This is a genomic window from Sediminitomix flava, from assembly GCF_003149185.1.
Lineage (GTDB): Bacteria > Bacteroidota > Bacteroidia > Cytophagales > Flammeovirgaceae > Sediminitomix > Sediminitomix flava.
Genome location: NZ_QGDO01000001.1, coordinates 1,556,908 through 1,581,053, shown reverse-complemented (window position 1 = coordinate 1,581,053; position 24,146 = coordinate 1,556,908). Strand labels below are relative to the sequence as shown.

Genomic DNA, 24,146 nt, shown 5'->3' with positions numbered 1-24,146 from the left:
AAGTAGCTAAAGAAGAGTGGTTAATTTTTACTATATTCAAAGAAAGTTAGAATTTTAGTACTAAGAAGACAATATTTCACTCTAATATTTATTGGAAATTTTTTAGCTTGCGCTATAAATTTTTTTAGAGACTAATGTCCAAAATTTAAGAGGAAGGACAGAGTACATTTCAGTTTATATCATTCTTTTGCTCATACGCTAAATTCAACGCTTTATGCGTAAGAAATCCATCAACATACAACTATTGCTAGCCTTTAGTAGCTTTACTATTCTTATCAGTACGGTTTCCGTTTTTAGTTTTTACCTACTGAATAAAAGTGAGCACCTAAATGTGGCTAAATCGTGGCTTTATCGTATCGATATAAATATCTCTTATTATTTTCAGAACGATGCAAGGGCATTATATGCAGACTTCAATTCTACTAATCTGGATCGGAAGTCCCGTCTACGTTTTCTGAATGAGAGAAAAACGCACCTTCAAGAAATTAAGGTTAAATTGGAAGGTTTAGAACAAACGATCATGCATGATGATGAAATTATCGATTTATATGAAGTCGATAGTTTGATAAATGTGTATGATAGTGCTTACCTCAATTTATTCAATAAGCATTTACAGAGAGGGGATAGTCAGAATGGTTTGAAGGGGAATCTTTTTCTTCAGCATAAAAAAATATCTACTCTAAAAGGGGAAATCCCTACTAAATTGCATCAAGAGTTGATTGATCTATTCTATGCACTGAATACAAATGAAAAGAAGGAGCTAATCATATTTGCTCATTTGGATCAGGTAAAGATGAGCGTAAATCACTTTTTAGAGACTAATCCCGAATCAAAAGCTAAAATAGGACACCAACTGATTTCTTTTGTAGAAAATGCAAGTGAGTATTTTGAACTCAATCGGGAATTGGGCGAGTATGAAACACCTGGTCAAATTCAATATGTGGAGAATCTGAGGTATTTTATTAACTCTTCATTTGATAAAATAAATACTCTTTTTGAAAGTAAAATCCATAATTCCTACGATCAGATTACAAGAGCTTTCAACTATTTATTGGGTAGTAGTATTCTGATTTCGGTCTTAATGACTTTCTTTTTAACGAGGTATTTATCAAACCCAATAACTTCGCTTACGCGTAAAATCAAAGAAATTACAGAGCAAGGGAGCTATGATAAGTTGCAACTTATAGAAGGAGGGAAGCATAACAAGAACACTGAAGTGCTTACTTTGGCAATCAATTCACTTTTCCGAAAAATTTATGTTCAAGTAACAGAAATCAGAAAACAACATCATCGACTTGTGACGCATAATAATGTCTTAAAGTCTGTCAATCTTCAATTGTTGCAATCTGAAAAAGCTCACAAAGAATCGAATACGCTCAAAACAAAACTATTTTCAATCATTTCTCATGATTTGAAAGGGCCTCTTTCGGCTCAGAAAGGATTCTTCAAAATTATGAGCGATCATGCAGATGCTTTTACTCAAGAAGAGATTCAGCAGCTTTCGAAAGAAATGTTATTGTCCACAGAGAATATTTCAAATCTGTTGGAAAACCTATTGGCATGGTCAAGGTCTCAGATGGATCATGTAGTTGTCAACCCTGAATTGATCAATTTAAGTGAAGCTTTCGATACTACTTTAGAATTGCTTTCACCTCAACTTCAAAGTAAAAATATAGAAGTACATTTTAATGTGTCTACCGAATTGGAAGTGTATGCAGACCCTGATATGCTAAACTTTATTATCAGAAATTTGGTCTCCAATGCTATCAAATTCACAAATTCCAAAGGGGAAATTTTTATATTTGCTCGTACTAAAGACGAAGTACTGACTGAGATCAACATTGAAGATAATGGTATTGGAATGAGTGAAGACGAAGCAGAAACGATCTTCTCTTCAGACAAAACTTTCACGAAGTCAGGAACAGCACAAGAAAAAGGCACAGGTATCGGACTCATGTTGTCTCATGAATTTATACTTCGTAATCATGGAAAAATTGAGCTTAGAAGCATTGAAGGGGAGGGAACAACTTTTATTTTACAACTTCCAAATCATGCACTAGAGCCTGCGAAGACAACTGAAAATAGCGAGAAGGTATGATTTTTTACATTAAAGAACGATTTAAAAAAAGATGGAACCGATTAGATAGCCTTACCAAAAACCAGTATGGACGTTGGTTGATTTACTCTTGTTTTATCAGCATTGGTTTATGGGGTATTTTTGCGGTAGGCTTTTGGTATACAGAAGGTACATCTTTTGAAGAATCGATCTGGCAAGGTTGGCAAACGCTTACTACAGTTGGGTATGGAAACAGTCCTGCAGAAAGCACGTGGGGAAGAATTATTACCATGATCATTGGGACAATGGGGATAGCTCAGATTGGAGCCCTGTTTTCTGCGGTATTTGATTATAAAGCACATCTTAAAGAAAAGAAACGTTTAGGGCTTATGGATAATCCATTTTCAGACGGTTACGTAATTTTTAATTTCCCAGGAGGAAGTTTATTGAAGCAGTTAATTTCTGAGCTCAGAAATGTTGAGAAAGAGATCGGGATTTGTATTGTAGATGATCGAATAGAAGAGTTGCCTGTAGATATTCAGCAGATACCAAATGTTCATTTTATTAAAGGTGATGGCCTAAGCAAGGAAACTTACGAGAGAGCTAAAATCTGTGATAATAAAGCCGTTATTGTTTATCCTGTAAATAAAGATGATAGACAGTCTGATGCATCAACTAAAACAATTGTAGATTTGGTAGATCGTTTCACGACTGAAAAAACACGTATTATCCATATGTTGGTAGACTCAAACAATGCTTGGATGTTTGATAAAAATAAGTCTACTGCAATCTATGCAAACCTTGATACATTGGCTGTTGTACAAGAATGTCAAGACCCTTATTCAGCTCCAATTATAGAGCAACTATTGAGTAATACAGCAGGAGCGAATCCTATGACCGTAAAACCGTCTAGACAAGTAGGTTGGACTTGGGGTGAGCTTGAACAAAAAATATTAGATGTAAAGCAAACTTACGGTATTAATTGTAACCTTTTTGCTTTAATCGAAAATGGGAATTATTCTACTTGCCCACCGTCGGAGACTGTAATTACTGACGATTCTTTGATTTCAATTTTAGGACCTGCAGACTTCAAGTGGACAGACTTAGAGCGTCACTTGTAAAATTCATATTTGTAAATAAATTTAAATAAGAAATCCTATCATATTTCATGGATTAATCCTTACTTTTACTTCGTAAAGGATATTTATTTACTATTACCATTATTCCATTTTTTATTACTACAATATTTTAACGATGGATAATAAAACAGTACGTCATGTATTGTTGGTAGATGATAATGATACGGATAACTTTATTCATAAGCGAATTTTAGAACTCACAGATTTTTCTCAGGTAGTTTCTATTAAAAACTCGGGGAAAAGTGCTTTAGAATATTTATCTCTTACTTGGCAAGAAACTCCAGAACTTCTTCCTAGTATTATTTTTTTAGATATCAATATGCCGATTGTGGATGGTTTTGTTTTTCTTTTCGAATTTGAAAGCTTTCCCGAAGATCTAAAAAATAGGATAAAACTAGTTATCTTATCTAACACTGACAATCAACGAGATATAGACAGAGTCGTTAAGAATGAGTATGTCGATATGTTTATCTCAAAACCTCTAACAGAGGATCATTTACCTAAAATTAGTCAACTCTTTGAGCTTACGACTAAATAGGATACTCTACTAATTATTATAAAATTATTTAGGTCACAGCTTTTCTCAACCGAGAAAGGTTGTGACTTTTTTCATTTTGGCTCTCTGTGTCTTGCGTGAAACTTTTTAATAAATATTCATTGTTCAACATTTGTAAAGTGATATTTCCAAAAGAGACATCAAGGTATAATCCAAAAATTGCTAGCCACTATGAAAAACTTATACATTTTGAGTCTCCCCTTATTGCTCATTTTCTTTCCTTCGATAGGGAATTATGACAATGATAATATTCAGCAGCGCTCAGAGAATCAACGTAAAGATTCTAAAGGAATAGTACTCTATGAACACCCCAATTTTAAAGGGAAAAATACGGTGGTTTCTGAAAGTTGGGCAGGGTCTGATATTGATGAATGGGATGATAGAATAAGCTCTTTGAGTATTCCGACAGGTTGGACTATTGTAGTATACGAGCAACCCAATTTTCAAGGAAAAAGCGAAGAGTTACAAGGTAATTGGACAACTCATTCCGTGAGTGATTTCTGGAATGATCAGATCAGTTCTTTTCAAGTTTACTCGACTAGAAGTGCCAACAAAGATTTGAATGCCGTACTGCTAGAGTCTGACTACGAAGCTTACGGAGGATGGATTTACCTTCATAATCCGACTTCAAATAATTACACAGTCAGATTGAAAATTACAACCCCTGTTTTTGGTGGAGGTGTTGAATCTCGAATAGAAGAGCACGATATCAGCAATAGAAGCAAAGTGCCTCTTGGAAGAACTTATGTTAACTCGGGTGGTTTTTTAAGTCCTCAGTACGAAAAAATCATCTATGAGATTATAGATATCGAATAAATTAGCCGAACCATTGTGAGTGTTCTGCATGTGTTGTGATAAAAAGCCATCTAAATTTAGATGGCTTTGCTTTTATCTACTTATAGAAACTACCAAGTAATTGGAGCTTCTCCTTTACTTTCTAAATACGCATTTGTTTGGCTGAAATGCTTTTTGCCAAAGAAACCTCTATGGGCAGACAGCGGTGAAGGATGAGGTGATTTCAGAATTAAATGTTTCTTACTATCGATCATTCCTCCTTTTTTCTGAGCAAAAGATCCCCATAGGATAAATACAAGGCCTTCTCTTTCTTCAGCCAATGTACGGATGACAGCGTCTGTAAATTCTTCCCAACCTTTTTTCTGGTGAGAACCTGCCTGATGTGCTCTTACTGTAAGTGTCGCGTTCAATAAAAGTACACCTTGATCAGCCCATCTTTCCAAATTTCCACTCTTAGGAATGTCAATATCTAGATCACCTTTTATCTCCTTGAAAATATTTTGAAGTGATGGGGGGTGTTGAACACCATCATTTACTGAAAAACAAAGTCCATTTGCTTGACCAGGACCATGGTAAGGATCTTGACCTAAAATCACGACTTTGACATCTTCAAAAGGGCTACGGTCAAAGGCATTAAAAATTTGTTTTGCAGGTGGGTAAATTGTTTGTGATTGGTATTCTGAACGAACAAAATCAGTTAATTGCTGAAAATATGATTGCTCAAACTCACTTTTCAATGCCTCTTTCCAAGAAGCTTCTATTTTCACGTCCATCTGTATTGTTAATTTGAATATTGCTGATTCTCCACTTTAGATTCTGATGGGATTCTAAAACGAATGAGGTATAATAAACCGAAGATAAAAAACAGTCCTAAAGCCAATGCAGAATAACGCATGCTTTGTGTGATTTGCTCGATAAATCCGAATGCAAAAGTACCAATTACAATCGCTAATTTATCGGTAACATCATAAAAACTGAAGTAAGAAGCTGGGTCTTCAGAACCTTCAGGAATTAGCTTACTGAATGTAGATCGTGATAGTGATTGTATTCCGCCCATGACTACGCCGACCATTGAAGCTAAAGCATAAAATTCATATTCGGTATAGGTATAGAATGCAGAAATACAGATGCCAATCCAAATTAAAACCATACTGATTAGCGATATTTTATTGCCAAATTTCTTTGAAAAGTAAGCAAAGAAATATGCACCAGGTATAGCTACCAATTGTAAAATCAAGATGGTTGCAATCAGTTTTTCTTCGGCTAATTTAATCTCTGCTTCACCAAATGTGGCTGCCAAATACATTACGGTTTGTACTCCCATATTGTAGAAGAAAAAGGCAAGAAGGAAGTTTTTCATTGCTCTATATTTCTTCAAGCTCTGAAATACCTTACTCAGTTCTACATAGCCTTTTTTCAATAGCTTTGTTTTATCATTCTGAAATGCTTGAGATACATTTTCGGGTAAGAATGCAAAAGTGTATTGTGCAAAAATAAGCCACCATAAACCTACGGTTAAGAAGGAAATTCGAGCAGGTAAAGAGCCTTGCTCTAAACCAAACCAATCGGGTTTTGTAACTAAAATTAAGCTGATGATAAGCTGAATAACCCCTCCGATGTATCCGTATGAGAACCCTCTAGCACTTAATAGATCAAAGCGATCTTTTGTAGCAATTTCGGGAAGAAATGCATTATAAAATACAATTCCACCAGCATAACCAACTGCTCCAAGAATACTCAGCATAATGCCTAGTTCTATATTTTCACCTGTAAAGAAGAATAGTCCAATACAAGAAAGACTTCCTAGGTAGGTGAAAAACTTCATCATACGCTTTTTAATGTGCCCATAGTCAGCAATTCCCGATAAGAATGGGAGAATGAGTGCTACAAGTAAAAAAGCTGCTGAAAGCGTGTAAGAATATAGAACCGTATTTTTTATTTGAAAGCCTAAGAAGTTCACTATATCACCACCAAATGCACTTCTCGTACTTTGATTGAAGTAAATTGGAAATATAGCTGAAGAAATGGTTAATGCATAGACTGAGTTTGCCCAATCATATACACACCATGCTTGTAAAACTTTTGGTTTATTTTTTTCCATTTTCAATGGTTTCAGACATAATCAAAACCACAAAGTACAAAAAAACCTTTGAGTAAGAACATACTCAAAGGTTTAATTATTCAAAACAGGAATGAATTTACTCTGCCGAAGTAACGACTTCAAAAGCGAGTGAAGCAGCTAGTTTTGCGGTATGACTGTCAATGTCTAATTGCGGATTTACTTCTGCAATATCAGCCGAAAGAAGTTTACCACTTTTCAAGATTTTCTTGTATGATTTCATAAAGACATAATCAGGAGTGATGCCTTGTGCCGCTGGAGCACTTACACCCGGTGCATATCCTGCATTGAATACATCCATACAAGTCGTCAGATAGATGTAATCTACCTTATCTACCATTTCACCGATTTTGTGGAAAAGGTCAACTTGTTTTTCAGCATTTACATGTCTTCTCCTAATGAAGTCAACTCCTAGTTCTTCAGCCGTATTGAAAAGCTTCTTTGTATTGCTATTTTTATTGATGCCGATAACAAAGTAATTGAAATCTTTTCCGAGTGTTTTTTGGTCTTGAGCAATTTGTAAGAATGGAGTTCCTGATGAAGGACCTACTTCTGGATCAATTTCTCGAAGATCGAAGTGTGCATCGTAATTGATGATACCTAAGCTTGCTTCAGGTTTGTGTTTTTGAAGGTAAGATTTGATGCCGAGGTAGTGACCATAAGCTATTTCATGTCCTCCGCCCAAAACTAAAGGTCTATATCCATTCTCTAACGCTAGAGCAATAAGTTCTCCTAATGCCTTCTGAGCACCTTCCAAATCGCTTCCTTGGCAAACAATATCCCCTAGGTCTATTAATTTAGATACTTCTGAGAAATGTACAGGAAAACTCGAACTCGCCTTGCGGATAGCTTCAGGACCTTGAGCAGCTCCTGTTCTACCTTTATTTCTACGGACACCTTCGTCTGAACAAAAACCGATGATGGCAGTCCCTTTTTCATTTTCTTTTAAAGAAGGAATTTCGTTGTTTAAAACATCGACACATTCTACTGCTTGATGCCATCTCCATGAATCCCTGTCTTCTCCGTCTTTTCTTCCAGCCCAAATGTCTTGAGCTATTGCCTTGTAGTGATTCTTCATATTGTGTTTCAGTGTGTTTTTTGTGCGTTATAAAAAATACTCGCCATAATCATAACAGATTAAAGGAGTTATTTGAGTAGTGTTTTTTATACTGTTTACGATTAAGTGCTTAATTAAGATGTATGGTAAGGTTTAAAATACAGAAATCCCTTCACAGAACGTTATCTGTGAAGGGAATGTAAAAGGACTTTCTTTTTATTCTGAACCTTCCTCTTAAAGTTTTACTAGTTCAAATATAAATAGCTTTCAATTTTTGAGGAAGGAAAAAGCTTAGTTTTCTAACTTTAATTTAGAAGCGTCTCTATATCCTTCTTTGTCTTCGTACCAATCTGGGAATGATGATCCGTTAGAAGAAACCCATTGCAAGAATTTCTTATAAGCTGTTGAGATTTCTACATTTTCTTTAGGAATAGCATACTCTCTTGAAATGTTTATAGCCCAAGGTAAGTTCTCAGAAGTCTTATAGTAGTTATTTGCCCCTACTGAAGAATTATCGTCTGAATTACCGAATAAGCTTTCATCAGCTAGGTCTGTTGGTAACTCGTTTGGTAAGTGGATTTCTTTTCCTCTAACACCATTGGCGAATACAAAAGTATTGAAAGGAGCAATCCCTAGAAGTTCTGGCTCTATTGGTTGACTGAACTCAAAGTGGATGTCTAATTCTTGCTCTAAATTATCATGGGCATTATCATAGAAAATGACAACAGCATTTTGTTGCTGACTTTCACAGCCATTCGCTTCATTTGTAATTAATCCTTTAGTATAGTTCATTCCTGTTACGGATGAAATTTTAGAGGGCTCAAAATTGAACATCAAGCCTAAGCCATTTTCAAAACCAGCAACAGTTTCTCTTGTCAAAATTTTCATGTCAAGCTCCACCACTTTATTTTCAGCATTGGTGATTAAATTCACATTATAATTGACCACTACATCATTAAAGTCATAATCTCCTTTATTTGGCCATAAATCCTCAAATGCAATAGAACTATAGCCCGAAGATGATGGGAAGTAATTATTAAATGCCTTGTTTGGATCGTTAGGATATTCATCCTGATTATCATCTACACCATCTTCATCCGTATCTGGTGCACTAGTTGTAATTGTTCGGATGTTTGTTGTATTGATAGCGTCTCCAGGAGTAGCAGTTACATAGAATATTGCATCATTGAAGTCTTCGTCAGACCCATATCTGTTAGGATTCTGATTTCTATCTTCTCTGTGTAAATCTTCAAAACCAAGAAGAACGATTTCTCTTTGTGTATCCTTTAAAAGAACGTTGTGTTGGTTTTTACTGTCTTCTGGATTGAAGCTAGGCTCTGAATAGAAACGGTTCGCAGAAGTGCTTATTCCATTTGATCCTTTCCAAGCATTTTGAAGCAATACCCACCCGATAGCTGTTCCAGCTTCAAATTCTCCAAGTTTTACTTTATTTCCAGGGATAAGATTTCCTCCAGCGCCAGCATTACTAATATTCGGAAATGCAACAAAAATAGTATCGATTTCAGCTGCAGTCTGAGGAGCAAATCCAACTCTGTATTTATAGAAACCTAATACGTTTTTATAACCAGCACCTTCAGCTACATAAGTAATGAAGACTTCTGCATCATCATTTAAGACAATATCAGTTTCATTTCCATCTGCGATGTACTCTGGGTTGTAAGTAGGTACAGGACGTGATTCTGGGAAAGATGCGTTTACATCGCCAATGAAATCACCATCAAAAGTATCGTTTACAGGTTCTAGGTTATCAGGAACACCATTGGAGTCAACATTGTCGGCAAGATAATGAATGACAGCTGATGCGATTCTTTTATTAGATGATGAATTAAGTGATTTTGTTGAAATCTGTTCTCGTTGTGCTACAGAAACTTTTTGATCAAATACATCTTGGTAGTCTAGTTCAACTTCATCTCCCATGACAGGTAGGTAGAAAGATGGTACACCGAGGTAATTTGATTCTAGGTAAATTGATGTCCAAGTCTCAGGTACAGTCAATGTTGTATGCAAATGACCTTCTGAGTCAAATGACCCTGTTCCGATTTTTACACCTCCTTCAAGGGTTGATTTGTCCATGAATGAGATTGTGGCTTTACGGTAAGCTTCTGGAATTTGTAAATCAATACTTACTGTAGTAGAGGTATTGAAATCAAAATTTTCAGGAATGGTAATTTTTTCAAGCTCATACTGTGCATCGGATTTGATACCGACGTCTTGTGACTTGAAGCATGAGGTTAGTAGGATAGTAGTTAATAAGTAAGTTAATTTTCTCATCAGTTCTTGATTATAATTTTGCTGCTATATACAGAAATTAAAATTGGAGGTGAGGTGAGGAATGATGTAAAAAGTAAATAATAGGGGGCTATTTCTGTAAGGTAGATATTAAGAATGGAAGTAGATTTAGCAGTTTGATTAGCTAGATGGGATAAATCTTTTTTAAGTAAAAATCTATTACATAAATATGTTTTAACCTCAAAAAGTAATGATGATTAGAGACGTAAAAAGTTCCCAAAAACACATAAAAAAAGAGTCATTTCAAAGTTGTGAAATGACTCTTTGTTGTGATCCCGCTGGGGCTCGAACCCAGGACCCTCTCCTTAAAAGGGAGATGCTCTACCAACTGAGCTACGGAATCTTTTCGTTATTCTTTAAAACAAACTCAATTCTAAAAAATTAAGTTCATTGTGATCCCGCTGGGGCTCGAACCCAGGACCCTCTCCTTAAAAGGGAGATGCTCTACCAACTGAGCTACGGAATCTAGTCTTTCGACATTATTATTTTGGAAGTGATCCCGCTGGGGCTCGAACCCAGGACCCTCTCCTTAAAAGGGAGATGCTCTACCAACTGAGCTACGGAATCTAGTCTTGCGACATTTTTATTTTAGAAGTGATCCCGCTGGGGCTCGAACCCAGGACCCTCTCCTTAAAAGGGAGATGCTCTACCAACTGAGCTACGGAATCTAGTCTTACGACATTTTTATTTTAGAAGTGATCCCGCTGGGGCTCGAACCCAGGACCCTCTCCTTAAAAGGGAGATGCTCTACCAACTGAGCTACGGAATCTAGTCTTAACGACTTATTTATTTTAGAAGTGATCCCGCTGGGGCTCGAACCCAGGACCCTCTCCTTAAAAGGGAGATGCTCTACCAACTGAGCTACGGAATCTAAAAGCGAAAAAAAAATTAGCGTCAAACCATAATTTCTGACTGCTAATTTTATTAATTGGCTGTGCTCATGAGAAGATTCGAACTTCCACGGGCTTGCGCCCACCACCCCCTCAAGATGGCGTGTCTACCAATTCCACCACATGAGCAACACGTATTAGTATCTTAAAAGAAATTAAATTCTTTTTTCTTACTGTTAGATTTCAGAATTTTGCTTCTGAATGTAAATCAAGTAGTCAATTCCTCGATTTAGCGGTGCAAAGGTAGTAGACTAATCAATACAATGCAAAACATCAGAACAAAATTCTTACTTGTTTTTTCCTTCTGCCTGATTTTCACAGTGAAAAATTCGATGGCGGAAAATCCTGAAGAAAAGTTAATAAAGGCAGATTCTTTATTTGAAGAATCCAAATACACTCAGGCTTTAGACATCTATGAGGGCTTATTGTATGAAGACCAATCATATACCCCTCGAATGTTAATGAAGGTTGCTTACATATATGAAGGCTTAGGAGACTATACAAAGTCCTTATATTTTCTTAATATGTACTATCATCATACAGCAGACCAAGCGGTGTTGGTAAAGATGGAAGATATGGCAGGGAAATACGAATTGGAAGGTTATAAGTTTACAGACTATGACTTTTTCAGAAGTATTTTCAATAAGTATTACGAAATTATTTTTGGGGTTTCAATACTCCTGTTGTTGAGCTTTTTCTTTGGAATAGCGAAGCGAAAAAGAAATGGTCGTACTATTTTACCCCATTCAATTGCTTACCTCACTCTTTTAGGAACTTGTGTTTGGTTGTTTAACTATGGATTCAAAACTCCTAAAGCAATTGTGAATGCAAATAATTCTTTACTGATGAAGTCGGCTTCTGCAGGGTCAGATATTTACAAATCAGCTAGTAAAGGTACTAGGATGGATATTGTAGGTAAGCAAGATATTTGGTACAAAGTAAAAGTAGATCAGGAGAATGATGCCTTTATCCGTCAGAGTAATTTGATGGTTATTGAGTAAAAAATTCTTCTAAAAAAATAAAAGCGATAATCTTCTCAGTTGAAGGTTATCGCTTTTTTTATGTGTAAGACCTAGTCTTAAAACCCAAAGAATAATACATTTTCATAAACTTTTCGTTCTTGATCCTCTGTAAATAGGTCAAGCTCCTTCAACTTACGCAATTGGGTATAGATTTCTTCAGCTTCTTCTTCCGAAACCTTGAAGCTATCTCTTTTTCCAAATATAGCTCTTGCTGTTAGTTTAATGCTTTCAAGTTCTAAGGACTTCCTCCAATTTTCACTAAACGCACTCATATTATTAATTTTTATGTCTTGAGATATAACAATTAGATAGTTGGTAAAAAAACTGTCGATTTTAGAAATTATGAATCACTAAATCAGACTTATTATTGAATTTTTCGTAATAACAAATATATCTAAAAGAAAAGAAGAATTAAAACCCCTTAACATAAAATACAATATGGAGTGTTCATTGTTAGAAGTGAAGACACAAAAAAAGAGGTCTTCTTTTCAGAAAACCTCTATATTAATTCTTAGAATTTCAAAATCAATTTGTTAGAGAAACCTCTTCTTCCTCTTTGGCTTGAGCGACTTTGTTTTTAGGCAAAGCATTGCCTTCCATAATAAGCCATTGGGCAAAAATATAGGTAGACATAATTAAAAATCCAGAAAGCGGAATAGCATCTCCGAATTTGTTATAAGCCAAAATACTGTCTGATACTAAAAATAAAATAGCTCCAGCTAAAGTGTACTGAAATGATTGCTTAGACACATTTCCGTAACGAGTGATAGCTACAAAAGCCATGGTTAAAATCACAAGCTCATAGACTGGTAAAGCAAACATCAAAACTTGATCTAAGTTAGGAAGTAAGAGTGTGTATAAGTAAAGTCCGTAGCCAACACCCACAACAACCCAGATATAATGCTCTTTTATTTTAGAAAAACTTAAAGAACCTCCAGCTTTTAAAAATGCAAACACATAGACAATGTGAGAGCTAAGAAATGAAACTAAGCCCAAAATAAAGAATGTCTCTCCTGTTTTCATCAGGAATAAATCTCCCAACCAAGAAAAGAACATTGCAAAAAGCATGAGTGTAAAATGACTGCTTTTTTCTTGTTTATTTTTTGCCCAAAAATTTAGAGCAATTAAAGGTAAAATAAGAGGTTTTGAAAAGTTTGTAAGAATTGTCTCCCCCGAAAGTTGCCCTACCAAATTTGCGATAATCACAGCTAGTAAAGGCGAATAAAACCACCACGTCTTAGTTATTGTTAGTTGTTGTCTCATTGATTGAGTATTTAGTTATGAAAAAAGAATAGTTGAAAAAAGTCTTCGAAATATACATTTAAATAATTAAAAATGTAAAACAGACACCTAATATAAGTTCCTTATTAACAAAACAAGTAATAAATCCATTGAAGTTTCATTTTTTCGCGTTGCTAAAAATGAGGATTGGAAGTATTTTAATTACAAATAATTTTAACCCATATCTTATGAGAATCAAGTCTTTATTTTTAGCTTTTTGTCTAGTGGTATCATTGTCTGTGAGTAGTTGCTATGGTCCTTTCAGACTCACAACTAAGCTTCACGCTTGGAATGGAGAAATAGGTGATAAATGGATTAATGAACTTGTCTTTTTTGCGTTAGCAGTCATACCCGTTTATGGTCTTTGTGTATTAGGAGATGTCCTTATTTTTAACTCTATCGAGTTTTGGTCAGGAAATAATCCTGTTTCTATGAAAGAAGGCGAAGTAAAAGAAGAGTTTGTTTCTACTCCTGATGGACTTTATAAAGTAACGACTAAAAAGAATAAATATAAGATAGAATGTATAGAAGGAAAACACGTAGGAGAGGTCGGTATCTTATTATTTGACGAAGAATCACAAACTTGGAGTTTTAAGGAAAATGGAAAGACTCGAAAACTTGTAAAGCTTCTAGGAGATGAGGCAAAAGTTGAAGTTTTTCTACCTAATGGAGATAGTAAAACTTTTGAGAACAGCACAGATGGTGTAACTCAAGCTGAAGCTCTAAAATATCAACTTCAGTATTAAGTTATTTAGATAATGAGAGAGCCTTAGAATAATGATTTCTAAGGCTCTTTTTTATCTATTTCTGATTAATCGAATCTGCTTGCGTTTGTTGTTCTTGTTGACCTTGTCCAAAAAATTGTCGCATCATTGCTTCTTGCTGTTTTCTCATTTCTTCAAAAAACTGCTCGGGAGTGATTGTTGTAGAATCCGATTTAGCTGTGTTTGGTCCATAGAAGAATTGAAAAGCGCCTTCCTTCGGCATTTCTGAGGAGGAAAAAGAGTGAAACTGTTTCACTACAGTAGAACCTGTAACAGAATCAGTATAACTATAAGAGTAACTAGAATCATAGCTTGTAATATTTCCGTGCTCATCTGTTTCTGTTTTGACCACAATCTCTTCTTGCGGTTCATTTGCCTTTGTTTCTTGCCCGAAAACAAAACTGACTTGAGTAATTAAAAAAAGAAGAGCGGAAACCTGCTTTAAAAGTCTTATCGATTGCATTTTTTTCTGAAGGTTTTAGTCTTGGATCAGTTAATATCAAAATTTATTAATTGACTCTTTTCCAAACTATTAATTTCAGATTATTTAAAACGCTATAGCATTTTTTTAGAAGTCATTTACAGACACTTTTTCTTCTTCAAAAAGAAAGTCAGTAATTCACAGAGAATATTTATAATTTTACCTTTTTGAGAACTATAGATGTTTAGGGCTTTCCTTGCATTCAAACTATAAATCCGACTATGTCTGAAAAAAATACTTTGTACTTACTTGACGGTATGGCTTTGATTTTCAGAGCGCATTTTGCCTTGAGTAAAAATCCTCGAATCAACTCTAAAGGAATGAATACTTCCGCAGCTATGGGTTTCACAAACTCTTTGTGGGAGATTCTCAACAAATACAAGCCTAGCCATATTGGAGTGGCTTTTGACCTTTCGGGTCCAACTTTCCGTCATGAGATTTTCCCAGAGTACAAAGCACATAGAGACGAAACACCAGAAGATATTTCAATTGCGATTCCTATCGTAAAGCAAATTGTGGAAGCTTTTAACATTCCGATTCTTTCAAAACAAGGATTCGAAGCCGATGATGTAATTGGTACAATTGCGAAAAAAGCAGCGCGTACCGATGAATTTGAAGTATTTATGGTTACGCCCGATAAGGATTACGCCCAATTGGTAGAAGAGCATATTTTCCAATACAAACCTGCCTATATGGGTAATGGTGTGGATATTTTGGGTGTAGAAGAAATCAAGAAAAAATTTGATATCGATAGAGTTGATCAAGTTGTAGATTTCTTAGGATTGCAAGGTGATTCTGCCGATAACATTCCTGGTGTGCCAGGAGTTGGTCCAAAAACCGCTGTCAAACTTCTGAAAGCCTATGACACTGTTGAAGGTATCTTGGAGCATGTTCATGAGCTGAAAGGAAAGCAAAAAGAACGCTTTGAGGAAAACAAAGAACAGGCATTGATGTCGAAAGAATTGGCTAAGATCAAAATCGATGTTGATGTTCCTTTTGAAGAAGATAAATTAAAATATGATGGTTTCAACAAAGAAGCACTTTCAAAAATCTTTGATGAATTAGAATTCAAGACGATTGGAAAAAGAATCTTTGGTGAAACAAGTACAACCAAAAAATCACCAGCCGTTCAAGCTGGACAAATGAGTCTTTTTGGTGGTGCGGCTCCAGCTACCAACAAAGTAGAAGCAGAAGAGGAAGTTCAAGAAGTGATTGAGATCAAGAATATCAACAATACACTTCATGACTATCATTTGATTGATACGCCAGAGCTTCGAAAAGAGTTAATCGAGTTTTTAGCCAAACAAGATAAATTCTGCTTTGACACCGAAACAACTTCTTTAGAAGCAAGCGAAGCGGAATTAGTCGGGTTGTCTTTCTCATATAGAAATAAAGAAGCTTATTATGTGCCTGTTTCTGAAAATCAAGATGAGGCTAAAGCACTTTTGGAAGAATTCAGAGCCGTATTTGAAAATGAAAAAATTGAGAAGATTGGGCAAAATATCAAATATGATATTCTTGTCTTAATGCAATACGGCATTGAAGTAAAAGGAAAACTCTTTGATACAATGCTTGCTCATTACCTTCTTGAGCCAGACAAACGTCATGGTATGGATACTCTAGCAGAAACTTATCTGCATTATGAATGTGTGCATATTGAAGATTTGATTGGGAAGAAAGGAAAAAATCAGAAATCGATGCGTGATGTTGCTTTGGAAGAAATCAAAGAATATGCTTCTGAAGATGCGGATATTACTTGGCAATTGGCTGAAACTTTCCGCCCTTTGCTTTCTGATAACCAACTAACAGAACTTTACGACAGCATTGAAGTTCCGCTTGTTAACGTTTTGGCTAGTATGGAAAACTTTGGGGTAAATATCGATACTGATGCTCTAAAAGATATTTCCACAGAACTAGGCGAAGAAGTTGAGAAAAGAGAAAAAGCGATATATGAAGCTGCTGGTGAAGAATTCAATATTGCATCGCCAAAGCAATTGGGTGTGATTCTCTTTGAGAAAATGAAACTGATTGACAAGCCAAAGAAAACCAAATCTGGGCAGTATGCTACAGGTGAGGAAATCTTACAAAACTTGGCAAAAGATCATCCGATTGTTCAAGATATTTTGGACTTCCGTCAGCTTCAAAAGTTGAAAAATACGTATGTAGATGCCCTGCCAAAATTGATTTCTAAGAAAGATGGCAGAATCCATACCTCATACAATCAAGCTGTAGCTGCTACAGGACGTTTGAGTTCTACGAATCCTAACCTTCAAAACATTCCAATCCGTACAGCTCGTGGTCGTGAAATTCGTAAGGCATTTGTCCCTCAAAATGAGGATTACATCATAATGGCTGCCGATTATTCGCAAGTCGAACTTCGCTTGATGGCATCTTTCAGTCAAGACGATCATATGGTAGAAGCTTTCCAGCAAGGAAAAGATATTCACACAGCTACTGCTGCAAAAGTCTTTAAGATTGATGAATCGGAAGTAGATGGAGAACAAAGAAGAAGAGCCAAAACAGCCAACTTCGGTATCATCTATGGCGTTTCTGCATTCGGACTTTCTCAGCAATTGAACATTCCTCGTAAAGATGCAAAAGAGCTGATCGATACTTATTTCGAAGAATTCCCGATGATTAAACAATACATGGACAAAGCCGTAAACGAAGCTCGTGATAAAGGCTACTGTGAGACAATCATGGGACGTAAGCGTTACTTGAGAGATATCAATTCTCGAAACCAAGTACAACGAGGAATGGCAGAACGAAATGCGATCAATGCACCAATTCAAGGTAGTGCAGCAGATATCATCAAAGTTGCTATGATCGATATTCATGATTGGATGAAAAAAGAGAAACTTCAGTCACGTATGATTATGCAAGTACATGATGAATTGGTTTTCGAAGTTCATAAGGATGAGCTTGAATTGATGAAAGCAAACATCAAAGAACGTATGGAAGCTGCTCTAAAAGATAAACTAAAAGTTCCTTTAGAAGTTGAAGTAGGTACAGGAGCACATTGGTTAGAAGCACATTAATTTTAGTGTAATAAATAACTAAAAGGTCAATTCATCTTCTGTGTGAGTTGACCTTTTATTTTTTCTACTCTTGGCAGTTATTTAAAAGGAAATTAAGGCCTTTATTTCCAAAAAAGAGATAATTGCAATCTTTTAAATATTTGAAAATAGCTAATGAGTGAATGTAAGAATTGGCTTTTATAGATGTCAAATCTTTTAACAAAGGGTTATTTTTCAGCCTATAAATGAGAAAAATGAGTAGAAAAAGTGTTCGATAAGAAAATATTTATGAACTTTGAATATCAATCAATTAAATTTTTACCTTAAATAATTCTCTGGTTTATGGCTACCATTACTCTTAAAGGAAATAAAATCCACACCGAAGGTTCTCTTCCCGAACTAGGCATAAAAGCACCAAGCTTTCGTTTGACTAAAACAGATTTAACAGACGTATCTCTTGAAGATTTTAGAGGGCAAAGAATCATATTGAATATTTTCCCTAGTATAGATACAAGTGTTTGTGCAGCTTCTACAAGAGCATTTAATGAAAGAGCTTCACAACTAGAGAATACAGTAGTGTTATGTGTTTCTAAAGATTTACCTTTTGCACACAAGCGTTTTTGTGAAGGAGAGGGCTTAGAAAATGTAATTGCAACTTCTCAATATAAAGACCCTGAATTTGAGCAAAATTATGCTGTAAATATCATTGATGGTCCTTTGGCTGGTTTATTCTCGCGTGCCATTGTAGTGATTAACGCAGATGGAAATATTGTTTATACAGAACAAGTTCCTGAGATTGCGCAAGAGCCTGATTATGATAAGGCAATTGAAGCACTTGAGCTTTAAGATTATTCAATAGATAATAAAAAATCCCTCAAGGAGTATTTCCTAGAGGGATTTTTTTATGCTTATATATTTACTTACAGTTAGGACAAGTTCCTATGATCAGTAAGTTGACTTCGTCAGTTTGATAGCCTTCGGGCAGATTTAGCTTTTGAATTGGGTGTTCTTCCATACAAACGGTATTACCACATTTTTTACATTTAAAATGAACGTGGTCATGATTGTGTTCATGGTCTGAGCAAGAACCTTCTTTGCAATAAGCGAACTTGACTAAATTGTTTTCGTCCATCACTTTGTGAACAAGTCCATGTTCTAGGAAAGTTTTCAACGTACGATAAATAGTTGCACGATCACAAAATTCACTAAGCTGATGCTCAATATCATTTTCTGAAAGTGCTACTTCACTTTGCATAAAAATATCTAATATTTTTTCTCGGCTAGGTGTTTTTCGCAGCTTGTTCTTTTGTAGTATTCCTAATGATAGACTTTCCATATTTTCGCCCCTTTAGCTAGCTTAAATGTTTGAGATATTATGTGCTGTTTTATCTAAAGTAATTGCAATATACGAACTTTCTGAAAATCAGTTTCCATCTAAAAAAGGTCTTTAACAAGCAATTTCTAGAAGTTATAGGTGAAATATATCAAAAAAAGCACCCAGAAACTGAGTGCCTTTAAGGTAAACTAGATTAAGTTCAACTATTTTCTGTGTTCCTCCATTTCTTTGAAGAAGTCATCAGCAGATTTATTGTAGTCAAACAGAATAAACATTTCTTCAGATGGATGCATGATATTCATGCCTCTTGGGCCATGTCCCATTTTTCCGTGGTGGTGTTTTCTGCCTTTTCGACCTTTGTTTTCTTTTTCTCCTTTTTCAGAAGATTTCATTTCTTCACGTTTAGCCTCTTTCATAGCAGACAAATCTTTTCTCCACTTTTCTCTATCATCTTTAGATTCTGACATGAGAGAAGAAAGTTCTGATTCGTGATTTTCTGCAATCTGAAAGGCTGAATACATGATGCGTTTCATTTCTTTTCTGCTTGCATGCATTTGTTCGCGTTGTGCTTCGGTAAGCTCAGGACGTTTTCCTTTTTCGGCTTTCTGAGGTCGGTTAGCTTTTCTCTCCTCTTTCAGTTTTTCTATACGAGCTCTCAAAGCTTCAATTTCGGCTTTTTCGTCTGTAGAAAGATAAGAATCAAATTTCTGACGTTGTTCCGAAACTACAGGCCATACATTTTCTTTGATGTAGTTTTTAACTTCTTCAGACATTCCTCTTCGTTCTCTTTTTTGTGCGAAGACTAAACCTGAAACAAGAATTACTGCGATAAATGGAATAATAACTTTTTTCATAATACTATATTTTTAATTCGAAGAATTGACACGTTTTCATCATTGTTTCTGATGATTTGATGTTTCAAAGGTGGAGGACTTTGGATTGCCTAGAAAATAAAATCAACCAATGCAGCGAATCTTTCTACCAATGGACTTTTGAGTTATATAATACCCTCAGCTTGTCTCTAATGACTTTTTATTGAGTTAAATCCTTTGTTGGTTGAAGAACTTTGTTGATCCATTCGTTCTATTGTAGCTTTGAGTACACCGAATTTGGAAAAGACATGGACAGAATGAAGACGTGGAAACTGGTCGGAAAATATATTCTCATATATCTCTTATTTATTCTTTTGCATTACCTCATGCTGAGTCAGAAGCTCTATGCTTTCTTGGCTTTAGAGGTTGCGTGTATTAAGGCTTTTTTCCTCACTTTACTGATCATATTCAATCAAGAAGTATTGATTCCGAAACTGATGATTCGGAAGAAGTACGTATTATATACGGTGAGTATTCTGCTTACTATCGTGGTATGTATTCTAGCGTCTGAATTGGTTGAGAAATCATTTGGATTTACAGATACAATAAGAGAATACCTTAGAACAGAGAGAAGACCTCTGCCTCCAGAACATTGGAAAGAATTCCAAAAGCCCCGACATGACTTTGCTAAGAATATTGTAAGAATGTTATCTCGCTACAGCAGATTTCAAGGTTTTATGTTTTACCTCGTGATTACATTGGTTAGTACAACAATTCAGATGTCGATTTTGGTTTCTAAGAGGGAGAAAGAAGCAGTCGTGTTAAAAAGTGAAGGTGTTAAAAGTGAATTGGCTTTTTTGAAGTCTCAGATAAACCCTCATTTTTTATTCAACCTTATGAATAATCTGTATACGCTCTCTATCTTAAAATCGGATCAGACTCCCGAGATGATCTTAAAACTTTCAGATATGCTGCGGTACATGTTATATGAAGCAAATACTGAACGAGTACCATTGCAAAAAGAGATCGCCTACATAAATAACTATATCGATTTTCAGAAACTGAAAGATGAAGGCCCTCTAAATATTACTTCTGAAATTGCTGTTTCCAATGCAGATAAGTATGAGATAGCCCCTATGCTTTTTATCCCTTTTGTAGAAAATAGTTTTAAACACAGTAAGATTGAAGATTTAGAAAATGGTTGGATTAAGCTGAAAATTTATATAAATGATAATCAGCTATATTTTCATTTAGGAAACAGTAAGAGTCAGACGAACTTCACTAAAGACAAAACAGGGGGGATTGGTCTGACAAATGTACAACGGAGGTTGGATTTGCTTTACCCCGATTCACATCAGCTAGAAATAAAGGATGAAGCAGACTTTTTTGAAGTAAACTTAAAAATTCAATTATCATGAAAATGAAATGCCTCATTATAGATGATGAACAGCTAGCGAGAAAGTTATTAGAAAACTTTGTATCCAAATTACCCAATCTTGAGTTGGTCGGGATGTGTAAATCTCCGTTGGAAGCAATGGCTGTCATGCAAGAGCAAGATGTAGACCTTCTATTCTTAGATATTCAAATGCCCGACCTCACAGGTATTGAATTTCTGAAAACGATGAGTAATTCTCCAATGGTGATTTTTACGACTGCTTATTCAGAATATGCCTTGGAAAGTTATGAGTTCAACGTTATAGACTACCTTCTGAAACCTTTTTCGTTTGAAAGATTTCTTAAAGCTGTTCAAAAAGCGAACGCAATTTTTGGATTAAAGCAGCAACCAAAGGAGTCATTAACAAAAAATATTGAAAAAATAGAGGATGATATAAAACCAATAAAAGAACAGGATTATTTAATGATCAAGAGTGATCATCGTATTTACAAGACTTACTTCAAAGATATTTTATATATAGAGGGCTTAAAAGAATATGTATCGTTTTATACTCCCTCTCAACGAATCATTTCGTTGCAGTCACTCAGTAAGTTAGAAGATTCCTTGCCAAAAGAGCAATTTATACGGACTCATAGGTCTTATATCGTTTCACTATCACAAATTAAAGCAATTGAAGGTAATCAATTGGAAATCAATGGAAAGTTGATTCCGATAGGTAAAACTTATAAAGATGGATTACTTAATAGTTTAGGGTTAATATAAGCTAATTTTAGAACGTGTTTAATAGTATTATTTAAAGATTATATTTTGTAATAGCTGTTTATGTAACATTTTGTTAACATACGAGACATATTATGTTGATCCGATATTCCGAAAATTGTCATTGGTTGTAGGGAGGACAAAACTTCAAATCTTAATTTTCGCTCAACCTAAGAACTAAGAGAAGAAACTTAAAGATGAAAAATTCGGATACGAATAAGGTATTACAAACCTTATCCAAGGTTGTACAAGTTGTTGCAGTCTTGTTTGTGTTTTTGGTTGCTTTGAAGCTTATGAGTGGTGGATTCAAAATGCTAAGCAAGGACACTGCCCAACAAATAATAACGCTAACATCAAACCCGTTCATTAGTTTATTTGTAGGACTTTTAGCTACAGCACTTATTCAAAGTAGTTCAACTACTACTTCAATGATTGTAGCAATCGTAGCTTCTGGCTCATTAAGTTTACAAAATGCTGTACCTATGATTATGGGGGCAAACATTGGAACGAGTGTCACTTCAACTATCGTAGCATTAGGACATCTTTCAAATAAAGATGAATTTAAGAAAGCGATCTCAGCAGCTACAGTACATGACTTCTTTAACCTTATTGTCATGTGTGTGCTTTTCCCAATCGAATACTTTACTGGAGCATTATCTTCTGCAGGAACGGCTATTGCAAGTGTAATTTACTCTTCTGAGTCATCAGGTCCAGAATTATTCAATATCATGTCAGTTACAGTAAAGCCTGCTGCAAAAGCGATTACAGCTTTACTTAACAAAAACGCACTTGTAGTTATTGGTGTTGGTACACTTGGTCTTTTTATCTCTTTAAGACTTTTCACAGTAGTATTGAAAAAACTATTGGTAGGTAATTCGGAGAAAAGACTTGAAAAATACGTATTCGGAAAACCACTTTATTCTTTGGTATGGGGTGCATTGATCACTGCAGGTGTTCAGTCTAGTTCTGTGACTACATCTCTTACTGTGCCATTGGTAGCATCGAATAAATTATCCTTAAGAAATGCATTCCCATTCTTAATGGGTGCAAATATCGGAACAACAGTTACAGCTTTGATTGCTGCTGTCTCACAAAATGAAGCAGCTTTAGCAATTGCATTCTGTCACTTCTTATTCAATATTTTTGGTGTATTTATACTGTTCCCTATTTCAGCGATAAGAAACATTCCTATCGTTTGTGCAGAGTTGCTAGGACAACTTACAATGAAAAATAGATTGGTAGGTGTAGCATATATTCTTGTGATCTTCTTCATTATTCCTTTTGCATTGATTTTTGCAACAACAGACTTGAATCAAGAAGAGGAAAGTAGTTTAGTAACGCCAGTTAATCCAACTGAAGTAACAGCTAAAAATAGCTAATAGATATATCTATCAATAGAAAAGGTCTTCTCACCCAGTTGTGAGAAGACCTTTTTTATTGCCTTAAATTGAAAGTGAAATTACTTAGCAATTTGTGTTTCAACTTGTGTATCAGTTTTCACTTTAGAGAAGTTAGAACGTACATAAAGTTTTACTTCTGGCCAAAGAACACTTTTACCGTCAGTACCTCTATGAAGCTCCGCACATACATCGTTCAATGATTTTACTGAATTGATCGCATTCCAGTTTCCAAGATCCATTACACCCTCTAATTTCAAAGTAGCATCTTCTACTGTGTAGTTCAAAGGAACAGTCTTTTCTACATTATTTAGTTTTAAAGCTACTTGCGCAATCCCTTTTGAAGCAGAGCCTTCTACTGATTTTACTTCTCCTTCAATCGTAGAAGTAGATGCCATAGTTCCGAAGAAATATTTCTTGATTTTAGCATCTCTTTCAGGGTTATTACTGTTTACACTTTCCACAGGAATAGAGAATGACAATGATGTTAATACTTCTGATGGAGCAGCTACAGAATCTTTAGCCATAGAAACTACAAATTGGTCAAATACTCCTCCTACACCCACTTTTTCAGTGAATTTATAAGCTTCCCAAGAGACCATTGTTTCGCTTTGTTGATATACATAGCTAACGTTTTCTTCTACAGCTTCAGGAACTACAGCTACAACTTCTTGTTTTTCAGCTTGTTTTTTTTCTCCGCCACAGGCTGCTAAACCAATCAACATTGCAAAAAATGCGACTTTCAAGGTGTTTTTTCTCATGATTATTATGATTATGAATTGTATTTCTCAGATTATAAAATTAAAAAGAACTATATTTGTTTTCATTAGCACTCTGCTAAAATATAAATTAATTAACGTAGAATGTATGCCTTCACAAACTTATAAGTGGAAAGGCGTACAAAATTAAGTAGTGTAACTAGTTAGTAATGTATGGAGCATTGAATATTGAGGACTTTT

At 35.3% G+C, this 24,146-nt stretch carries 21 protein-coding genes and 7 tRNA genes; 11 read left to right on the top strand and 17 right to left on the bottom strand.

Annotated features, from left to right (window positions below):
• The first annotated feature begins 214 nt into the window (after positions 1 to 214).
• The 4 genes from BC781_RS06110 to BC781_RS06095 all read left to right on the top strand — a co-directional run bounded on the left by BC781_RS06110 (position 215) and on the right by BC781_RS06095 (position 4,567).
• Complete coding sequence (locus tag BC781_RS06110) at positions 215 to 2,098, top strand: ATP-binding protein (RefSeq protein ID WP_109616321.1); 1,884 nt, start codon at positions 215 to 217, stop codon at positions 2,096 to 2,098.
• The gene (locus BC781_RS06105; protein WP_109616320.1) at positions 2,095 to 3,177 is read left to right on the top strand and encodes a potassium channel family protein; all 1,083 of its coding nucleotides are present in this window, start codon (positions 2,095 to 2,097) and stop codon (positions 3,175 to 3,177) included. The genes BC781_RS06110 and BC781_RS06105 overlap by 4 nt, the downstream gene beginning before the upstream one ends.
• A gap of 133 nt (positions 3,178 to 3,310) precedes the next feature.
• Positions 3,311 to 3,733, top strand: a complete 423-nt coding sequence (locus BC781_RS06100; protein ID WP_109616319.1) for a response regulator — start codon at positions 3,311 to 3,313, stop codon at positions 3,731 to 3,733.
• Positions 3,734 to 3,922: 189 nt separating this feature from the next.
• On the top strand, positions 3,923 to 4,567 hold the full coding sequence (locus BC781_RS06095; RefSeq protein WP_109616318.1) for a beta/gamma crystallin-related protein: 645 nt from the start codon (positions 3,923 to 3,925) through the stop codon (positions 4,565 to 4,567).
• An 89-nt stretch (positions 4,568 to 4,656) separates the two neighbouring features.
• Here BC781_RS06095 and ung read toward each other — a convergent pair whose 3' ends face one another.
• The 11 genes from ung to BC781_RS06040 form a co-directional block, all read right to left on the bottom strand.
• Complete coding sequence (gene ung / locus BC781_RS06090; protein WP_109616317.1) at positions 4,657 to 5,319, bottom strand: uracil-DNA glycosylase; 663 nt, start codon at positions 5,317 to 5,319, stop codon at positions 4,657 to 4,659.
• Between the two features lie 8 nt (positions 5,320 to 5,327).
• Complete coding sequence (locus tag BC781_RS06085) at positions 5,328 to 6,647, bottom strand: MFS transporter (RefSeq protein ID WP_109616316.1); 1,320 nt, start codon at positions 6,645 to 6,647, stop codon at positions 5,328 to 5,330.
• A gap of 97 nt (positions 6,648 to 6,744) precedes the next feature.
• A complete protein-coding gene (hutG, locus tag BC781_RS06080; RefSeq protein WP_109616315.1) occupies positions 6,745 to 7,743 on the bottom strand; it encodes a formimidoylglutamase in 999 nt (332 codons plus the stop codon).
• A gap of 270 nt (positions 7,744 to 8,013) precedes the next feature.
• The gene (locus BC781_RS06075) at positions 8,014 to 10,014 is read right to left on the bottom strand and encodes an LruC domain-containing protein (RefSeq protein ID WP_109616314.1); all 2,001 of its coding nucleotides are present in this window, start codon (positions 10,012 to 10,014) and stop codon (positions 8,014 to 8,016) included.
• A gap of 288 nt (positions 10,015 to 10,302) precedes the next feature.
• Positions 10,303 to 10,375, bottom strand: a tRNA-Lys gene (locus BC781_RS06070).
• A gap of 50 nt (positions 10,376 to 10,425) precedes the next feature.
• Positions 10,426 to 10,498 (bottom strand) — tRNA-Lys (locus tag BC781_RS06065).
• A gap of 28 nt (positions 10,499 to 10,526) precedes the next feature.
• Positions 10,527 to 10,599: transfer RNA gene (locus tag BC781_RS06060), tRNA-Lys, on the bottom strand.
• Positions 10,600 to 10,627: 28 nt separating this feature from the next.
• Positions 10,628 to 10,700, bottom strand: a tRNA-Lys gene (locus BC781_RS06055).
• Between the two features lie 28 nt (positions 10,701 to 10,728).
• A tRNA-Lys gene (locus tag BC781_RS06050) sits at positions 10,729 to 10,801 on the bottom strand.
• A gap of 29 nt (positions 10,802 to 10,830) precedes the next feature.
• Positions 10,831 to 10,903 (bottom strand) — tRNA-Lys (locus BC781_RS06045).
• A gap of 64 nt (positions 10,904 to 10,967) precedes the next feature.
• Positions 10,968 to 11,051 (bottom strand) — tRNA-Leu (locus tag BC781_RS06040).
• Positions 11,052 to 11,254: 203 nt separating this feature from the next.
• Between BC781_RS06040 and BC781_RS06035 the strand changes: the two genes are divergently transcribed.
• Positions 11,255 to 11,923: a tetratricopeptide repeat protein gene (locus BC781_RS06035; protein ID WP_146201633.1), complete on the top strand. Its 669-nt coding sequence runs from the start codon at positions 11,255 to 11,257 to the stop codon at positions 11,921 to 11,923.
• 77 nt (positions 11,924 to 12,000) lie between these two features.
• On the opposite strand, the gene BC781_RS06030 is transcribed toward BC781_RS06035, so the two are convergent.
• Positions 12,001 to 12,216, bottom strand: coding sequence for a hypothetical protein (locus tag BC781_RS06030; RefSeq protein WP_109616312.1), 216 nt, complete (start codon positions 12,214 to 12,216; stop codon positions 12,001 to 12,003).
• A gap of 253 nt (positions 12,217 to 12,469) precedes the next feature.
• Positions 12,470 to 13,207, bottom strand: coding sequence for a lysoplasmalogenase (locus tag BC781_RS06025; protein ID WP_109616311.1), 738 nt, complete (start codon positions 13,205 to 13,207; stop codon positions 12,470 to 12,472).
• A gap of 206 nt (positions 13,208 to 13,413) precedes the next feature.
• Between BC781_RS06025 and BC781_RS06020 the strand changes: the two genes are divergently transcribed.
• Entirely contained in the window at positions 13,414 to 13,971 is a 558-nt protein-coding gene (locus BC781_RS06020; protein WP_109616310.1) for a DUF3332 domain-containing protein, read from the top strand.
• 55 nt (positions 13,972 to 14,026) lie between these two features.
• Here BC781_RS06020 and BC781_RS06015 read toward each other — a convergent pair whose 3' ends face one another.
• Complete coding sequence (locus BC781_RS06015; RefSeq protein ID WP_109616309.1) at positions 14,027 to 14,452, bottom strand: hypothetical protein; 426 nt, start codon at positions 14,450 to 14,452, stop codon at positions 14,027 to 14,029.
• 239 nt (positions 14,453 to 14,691) lie between these two features.
• On the opposite strand from BC781_RS06015, the gene polA reads away from it, so the two are divergent.
• Positions 14,692 to 17,508: a DNA polymerase I gene (gene polA, locus BC781_RS06010; protein WP_109616308.1), complete on the top strand. Its 2,817-nt coding sequence runs from the start codon at positions 14,692 to 14,694 to the stop codon at positions 17,506 to 17,508.
• A gap of 321 nt (positions 17,509 to 17,829) precedes the next feature.
• A complete protein-coding gene (tpx, locus tag BC781_RS06005; RefSeq protein ID WP_109616307.1) occupies positions 17,830 to 18,333 on the top strand; it encodes a thiol peroxidase in 504 nt (167 codons plus the stop codon).
• 70 nt (positions 18,334 to 18,403) lie between these two features.
• Here tpx and BC781_RS06000 read toward each other — a convergent pair whose 3' ends face one another.
• Both BC781_RS06000 and BC781_RS05995 read right to left on the bottom strand, forming a co-directional pair.
• Positions 18,404 to 18,823 carry a Fur family transcriptional regulator gene (locus tag BC781_RS06000; protein WP_109616306.1) on the bottom strand — a complete coding sequence of 140 codons (420 nt, stop codon included), beginning with the start codon at positions 18,821 to 18,823 and terminating at the stop codon, positions 18,404 to 18,406.
• A 203-nt stretch (positions 18,824 to 19,026) separates the two neighbouring features.
• Entirely contained in the window at positions 19,027 to 19,677 is a 651-nt protein-coding gene (locus BC781_RS05995) for a hypothetical protein (protein ID WP_109616305.1), read from the bottom strand.
• A 275-nt stretch (positions 19,678 to 19,952) separates the two neighbouring features.
• Here BC781_RS05995 and BC781_RS05990 point away from each other — a divergent pair, with 275 nt between their 5' ends.
• The 3 genes from BC781_RS05990 (at position 19,953) to BC781_RS05980 (ending at position 23,169) form a co-directional block, all read left to right on the top strand.
• A complete protein-coding gene (locus BC781_RS05990) occupies positions 19,953 to 21,053 on the top strand; it encodes a sensor histidine kinase (protein ID WP_211323670.1) in 1,101 nt (366 codons plus the stop codon).
• A complete protein-coding gene (locus tag BC781_RS05985; protein WP_211323669.1) occupies positions 21,050 to 21,793 on the top strand; it encodes a LytR/AlgR family response regulator transcription factor in 744 nt (247 codons plus the stop codon). The genes BC781_RS05990 and BC781_RS05985 overlap by 4 nt, the downstream gene beginning before the upstream one ends.
• A gap of 194 nt (positions 21,794 to 21,987) precedes the next feature.
• The gene (locus tag BC781_RS05980; RefSeq protein WP_109616303.1) at positions 21,988 to 23,169 is read left to right on the top strand and encodes a Na/Pi symporter; all 1,182 of its coding nucleotides are present in this window, start codon (positions 21,988 to 21,990) and stop codon (positions 23,167 to 23,169) included.
• An 80-nt stretch (positions 23,170 to 23,249) separates the two neighbouring features.
• On the opposite strand, the gene BC781_RS05975 is transcribed toward BC781_RS05980, so the two are convergent.
• Complete coding sequence (locus BC781_RS05975) at positions 23,250 to 23,948, bottom strand: YceI family protein (RefSeq protein WP_109616302.1); 699 nt, start codon at positions 23,946 to 23,948, stop codon at positions 23,250 to 23,252.
• Positions 23,949 to 24,146 lie beyond the last annotated feature (198 nt).